Here is a 22238-nt window from a genome sequence, read left to right as displayed (position 1 = left end):
ACCGTGAAGTGACCTCACCCCGAGCCCTGTGTGCATCCTGGCTGTGGTGTGGTGACAGGCGCGATCGGGACCGGCCCCACTCGTCCCATTTGCCTGCGTGCCGTCGCGGGGCTCGAGGTGGCGATTAGCTCGGCACGACCTCAACCGCGTCACCGACCGCCACCTCGCCCCCGCTCACGACGGTTGCGAGGACACCGAGCCGGCCTTTGACGAGACCGCGCGGCCGGCCCTGGATCATCTCGAACCGCGCGCACCCGGTGCGCAGAATGCCGACCTCGATCACCGCACCGCCGAGCCTGAGTTGCGTGCCTTCCGCGAGCGCCGCCGGGGCGAGGCCGGTGAGCACGATCTGCTCGCCCATTTCGCCCGGTGCGACCTTGAAGCCCTCGGCGCCGAGTTCGGCGAGCGTCTCGGCGAGCATGATGTTGAGTTGGCGCTTCGTGGAACCGCCCTTCTGGTCGCCGACGATTCCCTTGAACGGGGCGAGTTGCACGCGCTCGGCCGGAACGCGCTCGTAGCGGTCTTGGGGACGGCCGGTCTTTTTCGGACGGTAAACGATGCTGGTGACGTGCGCCATACCTCCATCACCTCTCAAGTCAGACGGGCGTGGACGCGCCCGGAAGATCGCAGGTCGTAACATTTTGGCCTACCCGGCCAGTCACAGCGAGAGCGCTTCGGTTTGAGAAAATTGTCACGGCGCGAAGGGGTTTTCGACAGGATTAACAAGATATGACAGGATCGAAGAGGAAGGTCGGATCTAGCGCGCGACCGTCTTTGAAATCCTGTCTATCCTGTCAAACAGTTTTCATCGCACGAACCGGAAGACCAGTTTGCTATGCGGACTTCGGGCGAAGCGTGACCGCGGTGCCGTAGGCCAACACCTCGGTCACGTTCGGGGCGAACTCGGTCGCGTCGTAGGCCATGCCGATGACGGCGTCGGCACCGATCTCGCGGGCCTGCCGGGCCATCCGCTTGAACGCGTCCGAGCGTGCCTGCTCACACACCTCTTCGTATGCGGCAACATTCCCCCCGAAAAAGCTGCCGAACGCGCCGCGAATGCCCTGTGTGATGGTCGCGGCGCGGACCACGATCCCGCGCACCACGCCGAGGTACTCGGCCACCTCGAACCCGTCCACGCCCATCGCGGTCGTCACGATCAACCGCGGTTCTTTGTCCGCCATGGCCGGCCCTACCAGGAGTGAGGATCGTTCCCTGCTTATGGTTCGCCGGCCACGGGTTTCTCTTTACGGGCTGCCGACCGGGCTGCCCGTGGTCACGACCCGCTCGGCCGCCGGGACCGCGCTCGACGGGACCGTCACCGCCGGGGCGGCGCGCCAGCGGAGCCGCGGCTCCTTCGCGGCCTTCACCTCGTCGGGCCGGCTCACGATGTGCGTGTGCGGCGCGGTCTTGAGCGTCTCCGGGTCCTCGTCCTTGATCTTCAGGAGCGCGTCGGCGAAGGCGTCGAGCGTCTCCTTGCTCTCGGTCTCGGTGGGCTCCATCATGAGCGCCTCGGCCACCACCATCGGGAAGTACACGGTGGGCGCGTGGTACCCGAAGTCGAGGAGCCGCTTGCACAGGTCGATGGCCCGGATCTTCTTCTCGCGGAGCAGGTTCCGGCCGCTGGCGACGAACTCGTGCATGCACGGGCCAGCGTGCGGGATCTCGAACCCCTCGCTGATCCGCTTGCGCAGGTAGTTTGCGTTGAGCACCGCCTGCTGGCTGGCCTGCTTCAACCCGTCCGGCCCGAGCGTGCGGATGTAACAGTACCCGCGGAACAGGATGCCGACGTTGCCGAAGAAGCTCCGCACGCGCCCGATGCTCTTGGGCATGTCGAAGTTCAGCTTGAACCGGTCGCCGTCCTTCACCACCACCGGGGCCGGAAGGTACGGGGCGAGGAAGTCCCTCACAGCAATAGGCCCGGACCCGGGGCCACCGCCGCCGTGCGGGCCGGTGAACGTCTTGTGGACGTTGTAGTGCTGCATGTCCGCGCCGAAGTCGCCTGGGCGGGTCATGCCCATGATGGCGTTCATGTTGGCGCCGTCGAGGTAGACCAGCGCGCCCTTGCTGTGCAGCAGGTCGGTGATCGTCTTGATCTGCGTCTCGAACAGCCCGAGCGTGTTCGGGTTGGTGATCATGAACACGGCGGTGTCGTCGCCGAGTTTCGCCTTCAGGTCGTTGAGGTCGACGAGCCCGTTCGGCCCGCTCTTCACGGTGACGGTGTCGAACCCGGCGAGCGCGGCGCTGGCGGGGTTGGTGCCGTGCGCGGAGTCGGGGACGAGCACCTTCTTGCGGTGCGTCTCGCCCTTATCTTTGAAGTACGCCGCCGCGACGAACAGCGCCGCGAGTTCGCCGTGCGCCCCGGCGGCGGGTTGCAGCGACACCGCCGGCAGCCCGCTGATCTCCGCCAGGAACTGCTGCATCTCGAAGAGGATCTCGAGCATCCCCTGAGTGGTGTCGTCGTGCTGGAGCGGGTGCAGGTTCGCGTACTGCGGGAGCGCGGCGAGCCGCTCGTGCCGCTTCGGGTTGTACTTCATGGTACACGACCCGAGCGGGTAGAAGTTGGTGTCGATGCTCATGTTGCGAGCCGACAGGTTCGTGTAGTGGCGGATCAGGTCGATCTCGCCCACTTCGGGCAGCGGCGGCGGGCTGCTGGCGAGGTGATCTTGCGGGATCAGCTCCGCGAGCGGCTTCGACGCCGGCACGTCGCACGCGGGCAGCCGGTGGCACCGGCGCCCGGGCTTCGAGAGCTCGAAAATCACTTCGGTCGATTGCGTGTTGTTCATAGCTCACTCAGAACGGAATCTCATTGCCGCCGCGTATTTCCGCTGGCGGGAGTTCATTTCCTGGAACCAAACCTAACCAACCGGGATCAGAAAGCGACGCAAGAAACTCCGCGAGGCTCGTTGCCCTTGGCGGCTTATTCATCGCATGCCGAACGCCAGCTTCGATCTCGGTGCTCGTGTCGAGAAAGTGAAGCTTCCCGCGATCCGCGCCATCAACGCCAAGGAACATCCAGTCAATTACATCCGGACCGCGACCGATGACGACGTGGCGTGTAAGCCAGCTTTCAACGGGTTCAATGAGTGGCAGCAGATGTCCGGCGCCTTGCCCACTGAGCAAATCAAAACCATCCGGGCGTAACTGGTACCGCTTTACCTGCCCGCAAGAAGCAAATACCCAACCGGACTCGAATACGCGGGTGATTTCACCTTCGGCAGTCTGAACGCGCGGAAAAGCAGGTACTTCGCCGCCGTTGTAGTTCAGTAAGAACGCAACGTAATCCGGTGGAAAACTGGCGCTGATTGTGCTCTCTATGGCAGCAATGTCGGCACGAGACACGGTTGGCCCGCGCCTTTCCAGTTCAACGTGCTCAACGCACACCCCGACCGGCGGCATACTCACGCGAGCTATCCACACCGGATCGAGCCCCGCCGCGAGTTCGCGCAGCCGCGCGATGTCGCCCGTCTCAACGGCCTCGCGCTCGGCGCGGAGGTACGGCCCCCGCGGGTCGGCGCGGTCGTCGAGCCAGTCGGCGTACACCAGCCGCGGGGTGTCATCCCCAGGGCTGTCCACGATCGCCCGGATAAACGCCTCGTCCTCGCTCACGGCAGCAGTCCCCGCGCGCGGATGACGTCTTCCGCCCACGCCTGCTGCTCGGGCGCTAGCGGCGGATCGCACGGCTCGCGATAGTTCGCCAGCACCGCATACTTACCGCTGTCGTAACAGCGGTCGAGGAGCGGTTGGAGGTCCACCCGGACCGGTGGCACGTCGCGGTCCAGCGGGATCTCGAACGCCGGCAACCGGTCCGCCAGCTTGACGCCCACCGCGAAGTGCGACGGCACCACCCCGCCGACCACCACGCTCACGTGGTAGTCGAAGGTTCCGAGTCGCTTGTGCAGTTCCCGGAGCGGCGTCGCGGTCACGTGCGGGCCGCGACGGAGCAGGTCGATTTCTACCAGATGCACGCCTGAGAGTGCGTATTCGTGCTGCTTGTCCTGGTATGTCTTCCGCCCCTGCTCACCGGCTTTTTTGTTCGTCAGGCTGATCACCTCGACCGCGGTGACGAGCCGCCGGCCCTTTGCGGACACGATTTCCAGGTAAGGCTCCTCGATCGGCTCCGGGGAGAGGCGCTGGCCGATCGCAACCAGTCCCTCCAGGGCGACCGCGATTCCATCACCGCCGTTCGAACCGCGGTCCCGGCCGAACAGGGCCACGTCCGGCTCGCGGCGCAGCTCGTCGTCTACCCACACGCGGTTAGCTGTCGTCGCAACGTAACCTGGAGGCAGCGCCGCGTTCACGACGTCGCGAAGGTACGTGATCAACGTGTGGTGGAGGTCTGGGAACACCTCCTCGCCTTCAAGCCACGGGTCCATTCCCGGAAACGGCGATGGCATTGGCCTATCTCCTCACGACTTTACTCACACGCTCAGAACGGCCCCGCCCCTACCGCACGACTCACTCAATGGCGACTCCTACGATCGCGCGAATAAACGCCTCGCCCTCGTCCTCGTTCACGGCAGCAGCCCCTTCGTGCGGAGGAGGTCTTCCGCCCACGCCTGCTGCTCGCGCGTCAACGACGGCTCCGGTTGCTGTTTGGCGTACTTCACGCGGCGCGCGAACCCGCCCTCGTCGTAACACCGGTCAAACACCGCTTGCAAATCGATGGTGACCGGTTCCACCCCGGAGTCGAGCGGAATCGGTACATGTGGCAACCGATCGGCCAACGTGATCGGCGCGACGAAGTAGTGCCTTGGCGAGCCAGCCACCATCACGCTGATGTGGTAATCGCAGTTGGGGGCTACCGCTCGCAACCGGGGGAGCGGAACCGCCGTCGTGTGCGGGCCGCCGCGCAACAGGTCGATCTCCACCACGTTCACGTTCGAAAGCCGATACTCGTTCTGCTTGTGCCGGTACGAGGTCCGCCCGCGGTCCTCGGCCCGCTTGTTCGCCAAGCTCAGCACCTCGACCGCCGTCACCAACCGGTCGCCCTCGCCGGAGACGATCGCCAGGTACGGCTCCTCAATCGGGTCCGAGAGCACCTCATCTGCTTTGATCGCAAGTAGCCCGGCGGCTGACATCGTGGCCGCCAGGTGCGCCCCGTCACCCGGCGCCGGATCGGGACCAACAACGATGACATCCGGCTCGATATCCACCCACACGCGGTTGGAAGTGGAAACGGTGTAGCCGGGCGGGAGCGCCGCGAAGATTGCCGCCTTCAAATAGGTAATGAGCCCGTGATGAACGTCCGGGAACACCATTGGGCGCTCCAGCCACGGGTCCATTCCGGGGAACGGCGACGGCATTACGGGGCCTCCTAAATGCTCGCCTTCAGCGCCTCCGCGAGTCCGTCGATTTCGGCCTTCGTCCGCTTCTCGGTCACTGCCACGGAGACGCAGTCGGCCAACCCAGGATACCACCGGCCCAGCGGCAGCCCAGCGTGGTAGCCGGCGGCGCGGAGCTTCGCCAGCACGGCCGCCGGGTCGCCCGGCACCTTCAGCGTGAACTCTTTCACGAACGGCGCCTGGAAGCGGAGCGACACGCCCGGGACCTTCGTCAGTTGCTCCGCGGCGTAGTGCGCCTTCCGCACGCACAGCTCGGCGGTCTCCTTGAGCCCCTGCGGGCCGACGGCGCTCAGGTACACCGCCGCCCGCAGCGCCAGGAGCCCCTGGTTGCTGCAAATGTTGCTCGTCGCCTTCTCACGCGCGATGTGCTGCTCGCGCGGCTGGAGCGTCAGCACCCAGGAGCGCTTCCCGTTGCGGTCGGTGGTCTCGCCGACGATGCGCCCGGGGATCTTCCGCCGGTACGCCATCTCGTCGTGGCACGCGAGGATGCCCAGGTACGGCCCGCCGTACTGGAGCGGCACGCCCAGCCCCTGTCCTTCGGCCACCGCGATGTCGGCGCCGTACTCCGCCGGCTTCTTCAGCAGCCCCTGCGAAACCGGATCGAAGCTCGCGACGAACAGCGCGCCCGTCTTGTGCGCGGCGGCGCCGATCGCCTTCATGTCTTCGATGTGCCCGAAGAAGTTCGGCGACTGAGCGATCACGCACGCGGTCTTGTCGCTCACCGCGGCCAGCACGTCGGCGGGGTTCAGCACCCCGTCCGGGCACGCGATCGTGCGGACGGTGCAGTTGAGCGTGGCGGCGTAGGTCGCCAGCGTCTGCCGGTACTCGGGGTGGACGCTGTCCGCGATCAGGATCTCCGTGCGCTTGGTGATCCCGAGCGCCATCAACGCCGCTTCCACGACGCTCGACCCGCCCTCGTAGAGGCTCGCGTTGGCGAGCCCGAGGCCGGTGAGTTCGCACATCAGCGACTGGTACTCGAAGACCGCCTGGAGGGTGCCCTGGCTGGCTTCGGCCTGGTACGGCGTGTACGCGGTGTAGAACTCGCTCCGCCCCGCGACCACATCGACAACGGACGGGATGAAGTGGTCGTACGCGCCGCCGCCGAGGAAGCACACCAGATCGCCCGCGGCCTTGTTCTTGGCGAGGACCCGCGACAGGTGCGCCTGGAGTTCCATCTCCGACATCGCGGCCGGGACGTTCAGCTCGCGCGGGAGGCGCAGCTCCGGCGGGATGTTGGCGAACAGCTCCTCGACCGACGAAACCCCGATCGCGGCCAGCATCGCCTTCTGATCGTCCGGGGTGTTCAGCACGTAAGACACGAAGTTCTCCTGCGACCGGTAGTCATAACGGGAGTCACACGTCGCCCGGTCGCAAAGCCGCCCCGTCTGAACTGACTTTGCGACCTCACGACCTGCGGCCCGAACGGTTAGTGGCCTTCGGTCGCGAGCTGCTGGTCGTACTGCTCGGCGCTCAGCAGGTGGTCGAGCGTCGCGCCCGGGGACAGCTTGATCTTCAGCATCCACCCGGCGCCGAAGGCGTCGTCGTACACCGGCTTCGGGTCGCCCGTCAGCGGGTCGTTCCGCTCCACCACCGTCCCCGCGACCGGCGAGTACAGGTCCGAGGTGGACTTGTACGACTCGATCACGCCGAACTTCCCGCCCGGGGCCAGCGCCGTGCCCACCGCGGGCAGCTCCAGGTAGGTCGGCTCGGTCAGTTGCTCAACCGCGAACGCGGTGATGCCCACAACCACCGTGTCGCCGTCCAGTTTGGCCCACTCGTGCGTGGTCGCGTACTTCAGGTTCGACGGGTTCGCCATGATGAGCTAGCTCCTTGAATGACGCGGGCGCGGCGCGCCCTCACTTCTTCCGTTTGTAGAACGGCAGCTGAACGACGGTCGCGGGCAATTTGGCGCCGCGCAGGTCCACTTCGAGTTTGGTGCCCACCGCGGCGGCCGCCGGTTCGACGTAGCCCATCGCGAGCGACTTGTCCAGCCACGGGCACAGGCTCCCGCTGGTGACGCCGCCGACCGGTCGCCCCCCGGCGAGCACCGGGCACCCCTCGCGGGCGGCGCGCTTGCCCTCAATTTCCAACCCCACCCGCACCGGTTCGGTCGCGGTTGCGGCTTTCTGGATCGCGTCGCGGCCGAGGAAGTCGCCCTTGTCGAGTTTGACCGCCCACGCCAGCCCGGCCTGGATCGGGTTCACGCCCTCGTTCAGCTCGTGGCCGTACAGCGGCATGGCGGCTTCGAGCCGGAGTGTGTCCCGCGCCCCCAGCCCGCACGGCACGGCCCCCTTCGCGACGAACTCGTTCCACAGCGGCTCGCCGAGCGCGTTCGGCACGATCACCTCGAACCCGTCCTCGCCGGTGTACCCGGTGCGGCTCACCACGCACGGGCTGCCGAGGTAGTGGCTGGGCGTTGCGAAGTAGTACTTCAGCGCGCTCACGTCGTCCGCGAACACCCCCGCGACCAGCTCCACCGCCTTCGGCCCTTGCACCGCGATCATCGTCGTGGCGGGGGTGCGGTCGTCCACCTCGACCGCCAGCCCGGTGCGCTGCTGCGCGAACCACGCGAGGATCTTCTCGCGGTTGCTGGCGTTGACGACCGCCGCGAAGCTGCCCGGCAGGCGGTACACGAGGATGTCGTCGAGGATGCCGCCGTCCTCCTTGCACACCAGCCCGTAGCGGACCTGCCCCGCCTTCATGGTGGCAACGGAGTTGGTGAACACCCGCTCCAGAAACGCGAGCACGTCGGGGCCGTCAAAGTTCACCCGCGCCATGTGCGAGATGTCGAACAGCCCGGCCCCGGACCGCACCGCTTTGTGCTCGGGCGCGATCCCGGCGTACTGCACCGGCATCTCCCAGCCGCCGAACGGCACCATCCGCGCTTTGTGATCGACGTGCCACTGGTACAGCGGCGTGCGCAGGTTCGACATGGTGAGCCCGATAAAAAACGATGCGGGGCGGCCCCGACGTGGAACCGCCCCGCTCTGAGTATCGTAGCCCGATCCGAACCGATTTCTAGATACCCCTGTCAAGCTCAATGTGGACTTTTTGCCTGTGGATTCCCACGTAGTGACGTAAGCAGCACGCCGGTACCGAACAGTGCGCTGAGCGCGGAGCCGAGGAGGATGCCGATTTTCGCCTCCGCGAGCAACAGTGCGTGGCCCTCGAACGCCAGCCCCGCGACGAACAGCGACATCGTGAACCCGATGCCCGCGAGGAGCCCGCCGCCGAGCAGCACCGGCCACGTCACCCCCTGCGGCAGGCGCGCGACGCCGAGCCGGACCGCGATGAAGCTGAACAACACCACGCCGATCGGCTTGCCCAGCAGTAACCCCAGCGCGACCGCTATCGCGACCGGCTCCGTGACCGCGCTCGGCTCGATGTGAACCCCGGCGTTGGCCAGCGCGAACAGCGGCATGATGGCGAACCCGACCCACGGGTGCAGCTTGTGCTCGAGCCGCTCCAGCGGCGACACGCTCTCCTGCGCCGCGAACGCCATCACCGCGAGTTCGTGCGCGTCCGGGTCGTCGTTCTCGTCCTCGACGCGGCCGAGCACGTCCCGCAGTGAGAGCCGCAACGCATCCCGGCCGATCCACACCTCCGACGGCGTGAGCAGCCCGAGCAGTACGCCCGCGACCGTCGGGTGAACGCCGGACTTGTACACCGCGAGCCAGATGCCGGCCCCGATGATCGTGTACACCGGAACCGAACGCACGCCGGTCGCGTTCATGATCCGCACCGCCGCGAACCCGCCTGCCGCGAGCAGGAGCATGAGCCAGTCCAGCCCGGTGCTGTAGAACGCCGCGATCACGACCACCGCGCCGATGTCGTCGGCGATGGCGAGCGACAGCAGCATGATCTTCAGCCCGAGCGGCACGCGCTTCCCGAGCACCGCCATCACGCCGACCACGAACGCGATGTCGGTGGCCATCGGCACGCCCCAGCCGCGGAACTCCGGCCGGCCGAGCGCGTTCGCCTGGAGCGCCATGTAAATGCCGGCCGGCACCAGCATCCCGCCTAGCGCCGCCGCCACTGGCAGCGCCGCCTTTCGCGCGTCCCGCAATTCGCCCGCGACCAGCTCGCGCTTGATCTCCAGACCGACGACGAAGAAGAACACCGTCATCAGCACGTCGTTCACGAAGAAGTGGCCCAGCTCACCGCCGAGCTTGAAGGTGCCGACTTCGAGTTGGACGTGGGTGTGCCAAAGGCGGTGGTACGCGTCCGCGGCGGTACTGTTCGCGAGCGCCAGGGCGATCACGGTACAGAGCAGCAGGACGATCCCGCTGGCGGACTCGATCCGGAGGAACCGGGCAAGCGGGCGCGCCACCCGGGCGATCGGCGGCACCGGCAGGTGCGGGTTCGTGCGTGCGGGATGAGCCATCAACAAATTCCCCGGTCAGAAAGACAGAAGAGCGGCCACAAAAAAGCACAAGGCGCACAAAAGGAAGCAGAAGATCAAAGCAGATGAGTGAGTTTTAAACACTTCTTCTGTCTTCGCCTTTTGCTTCCTTTTGTGCGCTTTGTGCTTTTTTGTGGCCACTTCTCTTCGGCTTTGAGTTCTTACTTCTTCCCGATTGCGTAGAGGTGCGTTTTGGTCCGCAGGAACAACTCGTCCCAGGCGATCGCGGGCGACGCCATGAACCCGCCGTCGAGGCGGTTTTCCGCCAGTAGCTCGTATGAGGCGGCGGCCTTCACCACGAACGTTTTACCGATCTGGTTGCAGAAGTACACGTTGCCGTTCGCGTACACCGGGGACGCCGAGAACTCGCCGTCCAACCGCTCGGTCCAGTGGAGTTTCCCGCTCACCGCGTCGAGACAGGTTGCGACGCCGTTGTCCGCGGCCATGAACAGCAGGTTGCCCACCACGATCGGCGACGGCCGCACCGACACCCCCTTTGCGACCTGCCACGCGACCGCGTCTTTCGGCACCTCGCCCTTGAGCACGTCGGGCTTGAGCGCGAACAGCTTGCCGCTGCTCCCGCTGGTGGCGTACAGGAGCCCGTTCGCCAGCACCGGGCGGAGCGAGCCGTTCATCCCGCCGTGCGCGAACCGCCACTGCTCCGCGCCGCTTTTCGGGTCGTAAGCGATCGTGCATTCGGCCGACGGGCACACCAAGGAGTCCTTCCCGGCGAGTTTCAGCAGCGCGGGCGTGGCGTAGGCCTTCTTGTGGTCGCCGTCGGCCGGGCCGGGGCCGTACTTGATCTTCCGGTCAGCCTTCCATTTGGTCTCCCCGGTCTTCTTGTCGAGCGCGACCACGTACTGAAGGTCGGCACCGTCGAAGATCAGGTACACGAGGTCGCCGTACACCGCGACCGACGAGCCGGGGCCGCGGAAGTGGTCGCATTTGAAGTCGAGCCGCTCCCAGAGCGTCTTTCCGGTGTGGGTGTCGATGCAGAACGTACCGAGGCTGCCGAAGTGGGCGTACAGCCGGCCCTCTTCGAGGAACGGCGTGCCGGACGCGTAGGTGTTGAACGGGTGGCAGTACTGCGGGTTCCGAACGCGGCCGAGCTTCAGGTCGTGGAGCACCTTGCCGGTCTTGCGGTCCAGCCCGACCGCGAACAGGCTCACCTCTTTCACCGGGTTGGCCGGTGGCCCGCCCTTCTTCTTCGGCGGCGCGGGATCGAGCACCTCGTCGGAGGTGGTCACCCACACCTGATCGCCGAGCACCACCGGCGACGACCACCCTTTACCGTGGATCTCGGTCTTCCAGGCGACGGTCTCCTTTTCGCTCCACTTGGTGGGCGGGTTCTTGCTCGGAGAGTGCCCGTCGGCCGTCGGCCCGCGGAACCCCGGCCACGAGTCCGCGGCGAACGAAAGCGAGGCGAAAGCGAGCGCGAGGGTCGCGAGGGAGAGGCGGGTGCGCATGCGACAGGTTCCGGTTAGGCGGGACAGCCGGGTTAAGCGTACCGGGAAGAACTGGCGGTTACAACGGACAAGCCGGCCGTAGCGAGCTAAACTGCTTTGCGAACCCCTCAGGCGCCCGCCCGCGAAGGCGGCGCGGCCGCGCGCACCGTGCGGGTTCGCCCGAACTACCCCCGCCCTCGCGGGCGGGGTTCGCATGGGACCTCTCTACATGCCCGCGTCGAATCCCGAACTCGATCGGATGAACGACCTCGCCGAGCTGCCGTCGTGGCGGCGGTGGGGGCCGTACCTGTCGGACCGGCAGTGGAGCACCGTCCGCGAGGACTACTCCGGCACCGGCGACCCGTGGGCGTACTTCCCGTTCTGGCACGCGCACCGCCGCGCGTACCGGTGGGGCGAGGACGGCCTCGCGGGCCTCAGCGACGACCAGCAGTACCTGTGCCTCGGGCTGGCGCTGTGGAACGGGCAAGACCCCATCCTCAAGGAGCGGCTGTTCGGGCTCCCCAACGAGGACGGGAACCACGGCGAGGACGTGAAGGAGCTGTACTACCACCTCGACGCCACGCCGACGCACAGCTACCTGAAGTTCCTCTACAAGTACCCGCAGCGCGCGTTCCCGTATGAGCCCCTCCAGCAGGAGAACAAGCGCCGCAGCCGGTACGAGCCCGAGTACGAGCTGCTCGACACCGGCGCGTTCGACGACAACCGCTACTTCGACGTGTTCGTGGAGTACGCGAAGGTCGGGCCGCGCGACATCCTGATGCGCGTCACCGCGCACAACCGCGGCCCGGACGCGGCCGAGCTGCACGTCCTCCCGCAACTGTGGTTCCGCAACACGTGGGCCTGGAAGCCGGACCAGCCGCGCCCGGCGATCATGCACTCGTCGCACGGCGGGCTGAAGCTGTTCCACCCCGAGTGGGACGCGTACCGGTTCTGGGCCGGCGGGGCGACCCGCTCGAACGACACGTTCCACGAGGGCGTGCCGTCGCTCACGCGCCTCGGGTACCTCTTCACCGACAACGAGACCAACTCGCCGGCGCTGTTCAACTCCCCCGCGGAGGGCTACTTCAAAGACGCCTTCCACGAGTACGTGATCCGCCAGAACAAGGGAGCGGTGAGCCCCGATGGTACGGGGACGAAGGCGGCGGCGCATTACCAGTTCAGCGTCCCCGCGGGCGAGTCGGTCACCGTGCGGTGCCGGCTCCGGCACGCGTCGGACGGCCCGGACGACCCGTTCGTCAACTTCGACCAGATCTTCGCCGACCGCATCGCCGAGGCCGACACCTACTTCGCGGCGTTCCAGAAGGACATCCCGGACGAGGACGCCCGCCGGGTGCAGCGCCAGGCGGTCGCGGGGCTGATCTGGACCAAGCAGTTCTACCAGTACGACACGTACCGCTGGCTCAAGGGCGACGCCGCGACGATCACCCCGCCGGAGCAGCGGTGGTACGCGCGGAACAGCGACTGGCAGCACTTCAAGGCGTCCGACATCCTGTCGATGCCGGACAAGTGGGAGTACCCGTGGTTCGCCGGGTGGGACTCGGCGTTCCACGCGGTCGCGTTCGCGCCGTTCGACCCGGAGTTCGCCAAGGACCAACTGCTGCTGCTGTGCCGCGAGTGGTACATGCACCCGAACGGCCAGTTGCCGGCCTACGAGTGGAACTTCTCGGACGCGAACCCGCCGGTCCACGCCTGGGCCGCGTGGCGGGTGTTCCAGATCGACCGCAAGTACCGCCACATGGCCCGGACCGGCGGGCACGTCCAGCACGGGGACCACGAAGAGGACGCGTGCGACGCGGACTGGGACTTCCTGGAGCGGGTGTTCCACAAGCTGATGATCAACTTCACCTGGTGGGTGAACCGCAAGGACGCGCAGGGCCGGAACGTGTTCCAGGGCGGGTTCCTGGGGCTCGACAACATTGGCGTGTTCGACCGCAGCCACCCGCTGCCGACCGGCGGCTTCATCAACCAGGCCGACGGCACCGCGTGGATGGCGATGTACGCGCTCAACCTGATGCGCATCGCCCTGGAGCTGGCGACGCGCAACCCGGTGTACGAGGACATCGCGATCAAGTTCTTCGAGCACTTCCTCGGGATCGCGAAGGCCATGACCGACATGGCCGGGAAGGGCGTCGGGCTGTGGGACGAGGAGGACGGGTTCTACTACGACGAGCTGACCCTGCCGGACGGCCGCGTGGAGCGCCTGAAGGTGCGCTCGATGGTGGGCCTGATCCCGCTGTACGCGGTGGAGGTGCTGGAGCCCGAGCTGCTGGCGAAGATGCCGAACTTCGCGAACCGGATGCGGTGGGTGCTGGACAACCGCGCGGACCTCGCGGGCCTGGTGTCGCGGTGGTTCGAGCCCGGGCGCGGCGAGCGCCGGCTGCTCTCGCTGCTGCGCGGGCACCGGATGAAGAAGCTGCTGGCGCGGGTGCTGGACGAGAACGAGTTCCTCAGCCCGTTCGGCGTGCGCGGGCTGTCCCGGTACCACCACGACCAGCCGTACACGTTCCGCATGAGCGGGCACAGCGTGACGGTCGGTTACGTCCCGGGCGATTCGGACACCGGGATGTTCGGTGGCAACTCGAACTGGCGCGGGCCGGTCTGGTTCCCGGTGAACTTCCTCATCATCGAGAGCCTTCAGAAGTTCCACCACTACTACGGCACCGACTTCAAGATCGAGTTCCCGGTGGGCAGCGGGAAAGAGATCACCGTTCAGGAAGCCGGGGTCGAACTCACCCGGCGCCTGACGCGCCTGTTCCTCCGGGACGTGAACGGGCACCGGCCGTGCTTCGGGAAGTACGACAAGCTCCAGGACGACCCGCACTTCCGGGACTACCTGCTGTTCCACGAGTTCTTCCACGGCGACCACGGCGCCGGGCTCGGCGCGAGCCACCAGACCGGCTGGACCGCGCTGGTGGCGAAACTGCTGGTGCCGCGCCGCGGTGAGAAGCTCTACGACGAGTTGCTGGCCGCGGAACCGGCCCCGATTCAGGGCCAGCCCGCGGGCGTATCAGTGGGAACGTCCGCACGTACCGGACAACATTGAGTTCCGGATCGAGTAGTTTCAAGTTCGTAGCATGTGTGCGCCACCCGCCTGCTGACGCAGGCGGTTCGACAAACTACGGTCGAACCGCCTGCGTCAGCAGGCGGGTGTAGCCCCGTTTTGGTACGCGTATTGGATCGAATGCGGCGGGCGGTAGATGTGAGCCCTCTGCTCACGAGCGAGCAGAGGGGTTGTTGCCGCGGCGTGCTCACCGCTTGGCGGTCTGCTCTTCCACAACGAACTCGTGCCGGCCGCCGCGCACCGTGACGCGGAAGATCGTTTCCTCGATGTGTTCCGACCGGCGGCCCTTGAACCCGGTTTCGAGCCGCGCGAGTTGCTCCTCCAGCTCTTTCGGGAAGAACGCGAAGAACGTTTTCGGCGTCACGTCCAGCCCCAGCGCGCCGACCACCCCCACGACCGCGTCCCGGCGAGTATCGCCGAACTGAATCTTGCGCGCGAGCCGCCGGAAGTCGTCGTCGGTCGCGGTCCGCTTCTGCGAGGGCTTGTTCAGGTCCGGGAACAGGATGCTCTCCTTATCGTTCGGCGGGAGCGGGACCAGGATCTCGGCTCCCATCGCGCGGAGCTGTTCGAGGTAGTCGCGCCCGTTGGCGACCTGGAACCGGAGCACCCACCGCAGCCCGCGGGCGCGGGTCGAGTCGGCATTTGTTCCCCCCGGGCCGGCGCCCGGATCGCCGCTGTCTCCGCGACCCGCACCAGGGCCGCTCCCCTTTTGCGAGCCGTTGCCGAGCAACTTCTTCCGAAGCTCGTCGTCGAGCTGGCTGTACTTCCCCAGGTTCTGCGGCGAAATCGGGATGTTCTCGCTCGGGTCATCTAGGACGATCTTCTGAATCTTCTCTTTCGCTTCTGCGATCGCCTGCGGCGTCGGTAACACGTCCCGCAGCGCCTGCTCCGGAGAGACGTCCTTGATGATGTTCGGGTCGGGGTTCCCGCCCGATCCCGCTGAGCCCAGACCCGAAGGGTCCCAGCCCGCCACCTCGACCAGTTCCAGTTTCGGGTCCGGGGTCTGGGTGCCCGACATGAGCGAGAGCAGCCCGAACACGAGCACCACGAAGACGATCACGTGCAGCAGAACCGCTGCAACCGCTGCGAGCGGGAACTCCAGGCGGCGGTTGTACCGCTCCCAGAACTCCTCCTCCGGCAGCGTCCCGATCGCGAACGGGACGGGCTCTTCCGGGACCTGAGCGTCTTTCGGGTTCGGCGACGGCATGGCGAAGCTCCGTGGCGGGCGTCACACGTACTAACTTACCCGCGCCGCAGCCGTTTGCGAAGAAACGGCCCGCGGTTCGCGCGGGCGAGGCGCGATCCGCGGGCCGTTTCTTCGCAAACGCTCGCGCTTACTTCTTCACTTCGTACTCGGCGTCGATCACGTCGTCCGGGCCGTCCTTCGTGCCCGGGGGCGGGGTGCCCGGGCCCGGGGTGGCGCCGCCGGTCTTGGAGTACATGTGCGACGCCATCGCCTGCGACGACTGCTGGAGCTCGGCGGTCGCGGCCTTCACCGCCGCGAGGTCGTTGCGGCCGATCGCCTCCTTCAGCTTGGCGATGCCCGCGTTGATCGGGGCCTTGTCCGCGTCGGTCAGCTTGTCGCCGGCGTCAGCGAACATCTTCTCCAACTGGTGGATGAGCCCCTCGCCGGCGTTCTTGGCGTCGGCGAACTCGCGCTTCTGCTTGTCCTCTTCCGCGTGCGCCTCCGCGTCGCGCTTCATCTTCTCGACCTCGTCCTTGGTCATGCCGGACGAGCCCTCGATGCGGATCTGCTGCGACTTCCCGGTGCCCAGGTCCTTCGCGCTGACCGACAGCACCCCGTTGGCGTCCAGCTCGAACGTCACCTCGATCTGCGGGGTCTGCCGCGGCGCCGGCGGGATGCCGTCCAGGTGGAACTTGCCGATCAGCTTGTTGTCCTGGGCCATCGGGCGCTCGCCCTGGAACACCTGGATCTCGACCGACGGCTGGTTGTCCGCCGCGGTGGTGAACTTCTCGCTCGCCTTCGTCGGGATCGTCTTGTTCCGCGGGATCATCACCGTCATCACGCCGCCGAGCGTTTCCAGCCCGAGCGACAGCGGGGTCACGTCCTGGAGCAGGATGTCCGCGGCGGCCCCGAGCAGCAGTTGCGCGCCCTGGATCGCGGCGCCCACGGCCACCACCTCGTCCGGGTTCACCCCGCGGTGCCCCTCCTTGCCGAAGATCTCCTTCACGAGCTGCTGCACCCGCGGCATGCGGGTCATCCCGCCCACCATCACCACTTCGTCGATGTTCTGCGGCGTGTACTTGGCGTCCTTGAGGGCCGCCAGCACCGGCTTCTTGCACCGCTCGATCAGGTGCTCGGCCAGCCGCTCGAACTGCACGCGGCTGATGCTCGTCACCAGGTGCAGCGGGTTGCGGTTCTCGTCCGCCGTGATGAACGGCAGGTTGATGTCCACGTTCGTCTGGCTGCTCAGGTCCTTCTTGGCCTGCTCGGCGGCCACCTTCAGGCGCTGGAGCGCCATCTGGTCCTTGCGGAGGTCGATGCCGTTCTGCTTCTTGAACTCGTCGGCGATGTGGTCCATCAGCACCTGGTCGAAGTCGTCGCCGCCCAGGTGCGTGTCGCCGTTGGTGCTCTTCACCTGGAACACGCCGTCCTCGCCGACGTCCAGGACCGAGATGTCGAAGGTGCCGCCGCCGAGGTCGAACACGGCGATCTTCTGGTCCTTCTTCTTGTCCAGCGCGTAGGCCAGCGCCGCCGCGGTCGGCTCGTTGATGATCCGCATGCGCTGCTTGACGACCTTGCCGTCCTTGTCGCGCATCTCGTATTCGGTGTCGAACCCGGCGATGGCCGCGGCGTCGATGGTGGCCTGGCGCTGGGCGTCGTTGAAGTACGCCGGGACGGTGATGACCGCCTTGCGGACGGTGTGCCCGAGGTACGCTTCCGCCGCTTCCTTCAGCTTGCGGAGCACCATCGCCGAGATTTCCGGCGGGGTGAAGTTCTTCCCGTCGATGTCCACCTTCACGAGGTCGTTGGACCCGCCGACGATCTTGTACGGGACGAGCTTCTCTTCGCTCTCCACCTCGTTGTGCCGGCGGCCCATGAACCGCTTGATCGAGTAGATTGTGCGCCGCGGGTTCGTCACCGCCTGGCGCTTGGCCTGGTCGCCGACGAGCCGGTCGCCCTTGTCCGTGAACGCGACGACCGACGGCGTGGTGGGGTTGCCGTCCTGGTTCGGGATCACCTTCACCGTGGTGCCGTCCATGACGGCGACGACGGAGTTGGTGGTCCCGAGGTCGATGCCGATAATTTTCTCTTCCGCCATAGTGTGTTCCCTTTCAGGTAGTGGTACGCGCCGGAGCGCCGAGTGTGTTGCGTTTCTCGCGAACGGGGCCGGTCCGAACACCGGTGCTGCTGGTTCCCGTTCGCTCGACTGCTACTTGGATTGAGAAAGTTCCTTCGCGATTCAAGGTTTTCGCCGCTAATATGCAAGCACCATGCCGTCGGGCTGATTGGCCGCACATCGGGGCTGCAAGGTGCAACCCGGTTTGAACTTGCGGCATTCGCTGGGCGGTTTGAGCTTGCTCCCGGTGCCGACCGGCTGACATTTCAGCAGTCTTGTTGCAACGTCGCGTCAGTGATGGGATTGCGACGCCGGCAAATGTCGCCTTGGGGTCAGATCTGGCGCATCCGGTGCCACGCGAATCGGAACGGACTTTGCCGGGTTCGTTGACGTATCCGCACCGCGCCGGTAGATTCACCGCAATTCTAACGACCTCCCGCACGCGGGTCCGGACCATCATGGCACGCAGTAAAAGCGAACCCAGCTCGAATTCTGCGCCCGATAAGGGCGCTGCGAACCTCGCCGCGCTCCGCGCCCAGATCGACAAGTTCGACACCAGCATCCTCGAACTGCTCAACAAGCGGGCGGCGGTCGCGGCGCAAATCGGGAAGGTGAAAGCGGATCAGGGCGAGGTGGTGTTTTCGGCCGCCCGCGAGGAGGAGGTCATCGCCAACGTCCTGGCGGCGCACAAGGGGCCGCTCGCGCCGGTCACCGTGAAGGCGATCTTCCGCGAGTTGATGAGCGGGTCGCGGGCGATCCAGCGGCAGCAGAAGATCGCGTACCTCGGGCCGGAGTACAGCTACAGCCACCTGGCGGCGATCCAGCGGTTCGGCGAGGCCTCCGTGTACAACCGCACCGCCAACATCGCGGCGGTGTTCGAGGAGGTGGTTCGCAAGCACGCCGATTTCGGGGTGGTGCCGCTCGAGAACTCGACCGACGGCCGCGTGGTCGACACGCTCGAAATGTTCATGCGGTTCCCGGACCAGGTCCAGATCTGTTCCGAAATCCGGCTGCGGGTGCGGCACCACCTGCTGGCGAACTGCGCCCAGTCGGAGGTGCGGCGGGTCTACTCGAAGGAGCAGGCCCTCAGCCAGTGCCGCAACTGGCTGGCGAAGAACCTGCCGCAGGCGTCGATCCACCCGGTGTCGAGCACCGCGGACGCCGCTCGCCTGGTCCAGACCGAGGACCACGTCGCCGCGGTGGCCAGCCGCGAAGCCGCGGTGCGGTACGGGATCGGGGTGGTCGCGCAGAACATCGCCGACTCGCCGTTCAACGAGACCCGGTTCGCGGTGATCGGGGCCACGGACTCCGCCAAGACGGGCGCCGACAAGACCGCGCTCATGTTCCAGATCAACCACACCCCCGGCGCGCTGGCCGACGTGCTGACGGTGTTCAAGTCGAACAAGATCAACCTGACGTGGATCGAGTCGTTCCCGTTCCGCGAGGCGAAGGGCGAGTACGTGTTCTTCGTGGACTTCGACGGGCACCGCGACGAGCCCAAGGTGAAGCGCACGCTCGCCTCGCTGGAAGAGCTGTGCGACACGCTGACCGTGCTCGGCTCGTTCCCGCAGGCCCGCGCGGAAGACGAGTGACCGCCCGCCGCGTGCGCCGGGCGGTCCCGGCGCGGCGGCTCCCGGCTCCCCTGTCACGGCCCGGCACATCCTGTAGCATGAACAGGGTCGGTGGAATCTCCTGACAGATCGTTGAGAACCGACCACCGACCACCGACGACTGACCACGACCCTCCCATGATCCTCGTCATCCGGCCGGACGCCACCCTGGAACAGATCGATCACGTGATCGAGCGGGTCCGCGAGCTCGGGTTCACCGCGCACGTGAGCCGCGGTGAGGCCCGCACCATCGTCGGGGTGATCGGGGACGAAACCAAGCCCGGGTCGGAAAACTTTTCGGCCATTACGGGTGTGGAGCAAGTGCTGCCGATCATGAAACCGTTCAAGCTGGCGAGCCGCGAGTTCCACAAGTCCGACAGCGCCGTCTACGTCGGCAAGGTGAAGATCGGCGGGGGCAGCCTCGCGATGATCGCCGGCCCGTGCGCGATCGAGGGGTACGAGGTCCTCGACGCCATCGCCAAGTACGTAAAGGCCGGTGGGGCCAACATCCTCCGCGGCGGCGCTTTCAAGCCCCGCACCAGCCCCTACGCGTTCCAGGGGATGGGCGAGGACGGGCTCAAGATCTTGCGCGACGTGGGCGACAAGTACGACATGCCCGTGGTCACCGAGGTGATGGACCCGCGGCAGGTCGAACTCGTGTGCCGTTACACCGACATGCTGCAGATCGGCGCCCGCAACATGCAGAACTTCGACCTGCTCAAGGAGTGCGGGAAGGCGATGAAGCCCGTGCTCCTGAAGCGCGGGATGAGCGCCACGGTCAAAGACCTGCTGATGTCCGCCGAGTACGTGCTCTCCGAGGGCAACAAAGATGTCGTGCTGTGCGAGCGCGGCGTGCGGAGCTTCGAGGACAGCACGCGCAACATGCTCGACATGAGCGCGATCCCGAACGTGAAGGGCCAGAGCCACCTGCCGATCATCGTGGACCCGTCGCACGCGACCGGGCGCCCGGACCTGATTCCGGCGATGTGCCGGGCGAGCGTCGCCGCCGGGGCGGACGGGGTCCACGTCGAGGTCCACAACTGCCCGGAGAAGGCCCTTTCCGACGGCCCGCAGGCGCTGCTCCCGCACCAGTTCCTCGACCTGATGGGCGACCTGCGGAAGCTCGCCGGCGCGCTCGGCCGCGAGTTCTGGGCGCCGGCGGAGAAGTAAACGGCGGGCCGGCCGACCGATCGAGTTGTGAGCGCGGGTTCGATGGAGGCGGTCGTATGCGAACGCGCCGGCGGCTCTTGGCCCTTCTCGTCGTGCTGTCCTTGATCGCGGCGGTCGGTACTGTTGTGGCGACTTCGATCCGGCGGCCGGAACCAGTGGCCCCTCCGGAGCGCCCGTTCGTTCCGTTGGAGGCCATCGCCGCGTCGCAGCGTGGGTGGGAGGTCGTCGCAGCACCTCAACTGCCGGGACCGTACCGCCTGTCCCCCCGGGGTGGTTCACTTCTGGGCGCCGGCAACGGCGGTTCGATGACCAGCGGGGTGCGGAACGACTCCGGCGCGGTGACTGAGGAAGTCCTATTGAAGTGTGACCCGGCCTTCGACCAACTCGTCGTGTTCCTGGACACCGCCGCCGGCGACCGTACTCTTGTCGTGATGCGCCGCGCGAAGTGAGTGAGCCGGTCCGGCGCCGTCTCAAAATAATGCAGATGGGGATTTGATCGATCGTGCCGCGAGGTGCGATTACTGGCTCGTTCTTCGCTGTCAGGCCACCGCCGCCACAACGTTGCGGCCGGGGCGCCGGGAGATGCTATGCCGACTCGCAAGAAGTTCGTCGCCGGGAACTGGAAGATGAACACCACCCTCGCCGAGGCCAAGGCGCTCGGCGCGGCGGTGGCGAAGGGCGTGACCGACGACCGCGTCACGGTCGCGGTGTTCCCGCCGTACCCGTGGCTCACCGCCGTCGGCGAGGTTCTCAAGGGCTCGCCCGTCGCGCTCGGCGCCCAGGACGTGAGTTCCGAGAAGAAGGGCGCGTTCACGGGCGAGGTGAGCCCCGCGATGCTGCTCGAAACCGGGTGCAAGTACGCCCTCATCGGCCACAGCGAGCGGCGGCACATCATCGGCGAGAGCGAGACGTTCATCAACCACAAGGTCCACACGGCGCTCGAGGAGGGGCTGAGCGTCGTCCTCTGTATGGGCGAGACGCTGGCCGAACGTGAGCGCGGGCTCCAGGAGCGGGTGTTCCAGCGCCAGGTGTACGCCGCCTGCGCCGGGCTCACCGACGAGCAGTTCGGCCGGATCGTCATCGCCTACGAGCCCGTCTGGGCCATCGGCACCGGCAAGGTCGCTACACCCGAACAGGCGCAAGAGGCGCACGCCTTCGTGCGGTCGAAACTTCGGCTGCTTTACGGCGATAAAATCGCCGATTCGACTCCCATCGTGTACGGCGGTTCGGTCACTCCCGACAACACCGTGGGTTTGATGAGCCAGCCCGATGTCGACGGGGCGCTCGTCGGCGGGGCCAGCCTCAAAGCCGACTCGTTCCTCGCCATCGTGAAGGCTGCCGGCTAAGCCGTGAGCCACAAAGCGGTTACGAGTGGCTGATTCGCCGCGGCTGTGCGGAGACGGGTCGGAACCTGTCGCCGCGCAGTCGCCGTTCGTTCCGGTCGGGCCGATGCGTGGAACTCGGGCTTCCCGGACCGGGGCGAATTCGTACAGTAGCAGTTCAGCCGAATTTAAGGCCCGCAGAAGAGTGGAGGTCGGCCGTGTCTCTCATCGCCGCGTGGTGGCCGTCGCACGTGCTCAACGCCATCGTACTGGGCATCGGGTTTCTGCTGGTGCTGCTGGTGCTGATCCAGCGCGGGAAGGGCGGCGGGCTCGCGGGGGCGTTCGGTGGCGCCGGCGGGTCCAGCCCGTTCGGGTCGCGTGCCGCCGACCAGTTCGTCAAAATCACCCTCTGGCTCGCGGGCGTGTGGGTGCTGATTATCATGATCCATGTTAAAGTGGTGAAGTACGACGTGGAAGCCGACAAGAACAAGTCGCAAATCACGACCACGAGCTGATGTGTGTTCTGGTTCGTCGGCCTCTTTGATGCCGACGAACCGCGTTTC

19 protein-coding genes are annotated in these 22238 nt (G+C 66.6%); 6 read left to right on the top strand and 13 right to left on the bottom strand.

Annotated features, from left to right (window positions below; genetic code table 11):
* Window positions 1-124 precede the first annotated feature (124 nt).
* The 11 genes from GobsT_RS29165 to GobsT_RS29115 form a co-directional block, all read right to left on the bottom strand.
* Complete coding sequence (locus GobsT_RS29165; protein ID WP_010042777.1) at window positions 125-577, bottom strand: MOSC domain-containing protein; 453 nt, start codon at window positions 575-577, stop codon at window positions 125-127.
* A gap of 256 nt (window positions 578-833) precedes the next feature.
* The gene (locus GobsT_RS29160) at window positions 834-1181 is read right to left on the bottom strand and encodes a YbjQ family protein (RefSeq protein ID WP_010042779.1); all 348 of its coding nucleotides are present in this window, start codon (window positions 1179-1181) and stop codon (window positions 834-836) included.
* 63 nt (window positions 1182-1244) lie between these two features.
* Window positions 1245-2783 carry an aminomethyl-transferring glycine dehydrogenase subunit GcvPB gene (gcvPB, locus tag GobsT_RS29155; protein WP_010042781.1) on the bottom strand — a complete coding sequence of 513 codons (1539 nt, stop codon included), beginning with the start codon at window positions 2781-2783 and terminating at the stop codon, window positions 1245-1247.
* 7 nt (window positions 2784-2790) lie between these two features.
* Complete coding sequence (locus GobsT_RS29150) at window positions 2791-3606, bottom strand: TIGR02996 domain-containing protein (RefSeq protein ID WP_010042783.1); 816 nt, start codon at window positions 3604-3606, stop codon at window positions 2791-2793.
* A complete protein-coding gene (locus tag GobsT_RS29145; protein WP_010042785.1) occupies window positions 3603-4394 on the bottom strand; it encodes a DUF4058 family protein in 792 nt (263 codons plus the stop codon). Before GobsT_RS29145 ends, GobsT_RS29150 begins: the two co-directional genes overlap by 4 nt.
* A 117-nt stretch (window positions 4395-4511) precedes the next feature.
* Window positions 4512-5303, bottom strand: coding sequence for a DUF4058 family protein (locus tag GobsT_RS29140; protein ID WP_010042787.1), 792 nt, complete (start codon window positions 5301-5303; stop codon window positions 4512-4514).
* An 11-nt stretch (window positions 5304-5314) separates the two neighbouring features.
* Window positions 5315-6661 carry an aminomethyl-transferring glycine dehydrogenase subunit GcvPA gene (gene gcvPA / locus GobsT_RS29135; protein ID WP_010042788.1) on the bottom strand — a complete coding sequence of 449 codons (1347 nt, stop codon included), beginning with the start codon at window positions 6659-6661 and terminating at the stop codon, window positions 5315-5317.
* Between the two features lie 107 nt (window positions 6662-6768).
* The gene (gcvH, locus tag GobsT_RS29130; RefSeq protein ID WP_010042792.1) at window positions 6769-7158 is read right to left on the bottom strand and encodes a glycine cleavage system protein GcvH; all 390 of its coding nucleotides are present in this window, start codon (window positions 7156-7158) and stop codon (window positions 6769-6771) included.
* 40 nt (window positions 7159-7198) lie between these two features.
* Window positions 7199-8275: a glycine cleavage system aminomethyltransferase GcvT gene (gene gcvT / locus GobsT_RS29125; protein WP_010042794.1), complete on the bottom strand. Its 1077-nt coding sequence runs from the start codon at window positions 8273-8275 to the stop codon at window positions 7199-7201.
* Between the two features lie 104 nt (window positions 8276-8379).
* Entirely contained in the window at window positions 8380-9726 is a 1347-nt protein-coding gene (gene nhaA / locus GobsT_RS29120) for a Na+/H+ antiporter NhaA (protein WP_010042796.1), read from the bottom strand.
* Between the two features lie 179 nt (window positions 9727-9905).
* Window positions 9906-11210 (bottom strand): outer membrane protein assembly factor BamB family protein, encoded by a 1305-nt coding sequence (locus GobsT_RS29115; protein WP_010042799.1) that lies wholly within the window; start codon window positions 11208-11210, stop codon window positions 9906-9908.
* A gap of 238 nt (window positions 11211-11448) precedes the next feature.
* On the opposite strand from GobsT_RS29115, the gene GobsT_RS29110 reads away from it, so the two are divergent.
* Window positions 11449-14253, top strand: coding sequence for an MGH1-like glycoside hydrolase domain-containing protein (locus GobsT_RS29110; RefSeq protein WP_010042800.1), 2805 nt, complete (start codon window positions 11449-11451; stop codon window positions 14251-14253).
* Window positions 14254-14458: 205 nt separating this feature from the next.
* Here the strand turns inward: GobsT_RS29110 and GobsT_RS29105 are convergent, their stop codons facing one another.
* Together GobsT_RS29105 and dnaK are read right to left on the bottom strand one after the other, a co-directional pair.
* Complete coding sequence (locus GobsT_RS29105; RefSeq protein ID WP_010047567.1) at window positions 14459-15478, bottom strand: hypothetical protein; 1020 nt, start codon at window positions 15476-15478, stop codon at window positions 14459-14461.
* Window positions 15479-15605: 127 nt separating this feature from the next.
* Window positions 15606-17555 carry a molecular chaperone DnaK gene (gene dnaK, locus GobsT_RS29100; protein ID WP_010047570.1) on the bottom strand — a complete coding sequence of 650 codons (1950 nt, stop codon included), beginning with the start codon at window positions 17553-17555 and terminating at the stop codon, window positions 15606-15608.
* A 476-nt stretch (window positions 17556-18031) separates the two neighbouring features.
* On the opposite strand from dnaK, the gene pheA reads away from it, so the two are divergent.
* From pheA to secG, 5 genes are all read left to right on the top strand, one after another.
* A complete protein-coding gene (gene pheA / locus GobsT_RS29095) occupies window positions 18032-19165 on the top strand; it encodes a prephenate dehydratase (RefSeq protein WP_010047571.1) in 1134 nt (377 codons plus the stop codon).
* 156 nt (window positions 19166-19321) lie between these two features.
* Window positions 19322-20353, top strand: coding sequence for a 3-deoxy-7-phosphoheptulonate synthase (gene aroF, locus GobsT_RS29090; protein WP_010047574.1), 1032 nt, complete (start codon window positions 19322-19324; stop codon window positions 20351-20353).
* Between the two features lie 56 nt (window positions 20354-20409).
* On the top strand, window positions 20410-20802 hold the full coding sequence (locus GobsT_RS29085; protein ID WP_010047576.1) for a hypothetical protein: 393 nt from the start codon (window positions 20410-20412) through the stop codon (window positions 20800-20802).
* 138 nt (window positions 20803-20940) lie between these two features.
* Window positions 20941-21699, top strand: coding sequence for a triose-phosphate isomerase (tpiA, locus tag GobsT_RS29080; RefSeq protein WP_010047578.1), 759 nt, complete (start codon window positions 20941-20943; stop codon window positions 21697-21699).
* Window positions 21700-21893: 194 nt separating this feature from the next.
* Window positions 21894-22190: a preprotein translocase subunit SecG gene (gene secG / locus GobsT_RS29075; protein ID WP_010047581.1), complete on the top strand. Its 297-nt coding sequence runs from the start codon at window positions 21894-21896 to the stop codon at window positions 22188-22190.
* The last annotated feature ends 48 nt before the right edge of the window (window positions 22191-22238 follow it).

Origin of the sequence: Gemmata obscuriglobus, from assembly GCF_008065095.1 — a bacterium.
Lineage (GTDB): Bacteria > Planctomycetota > Planctomycetia > Gemmatales > Gemmataceae > Gemmata > Gemmata obscuriglobus.
The sequence above is the reverse complement of the archived record's forward strand: the minus strand, read 5'-3'. Positions and strand labels throughout refer to the sequence as shown.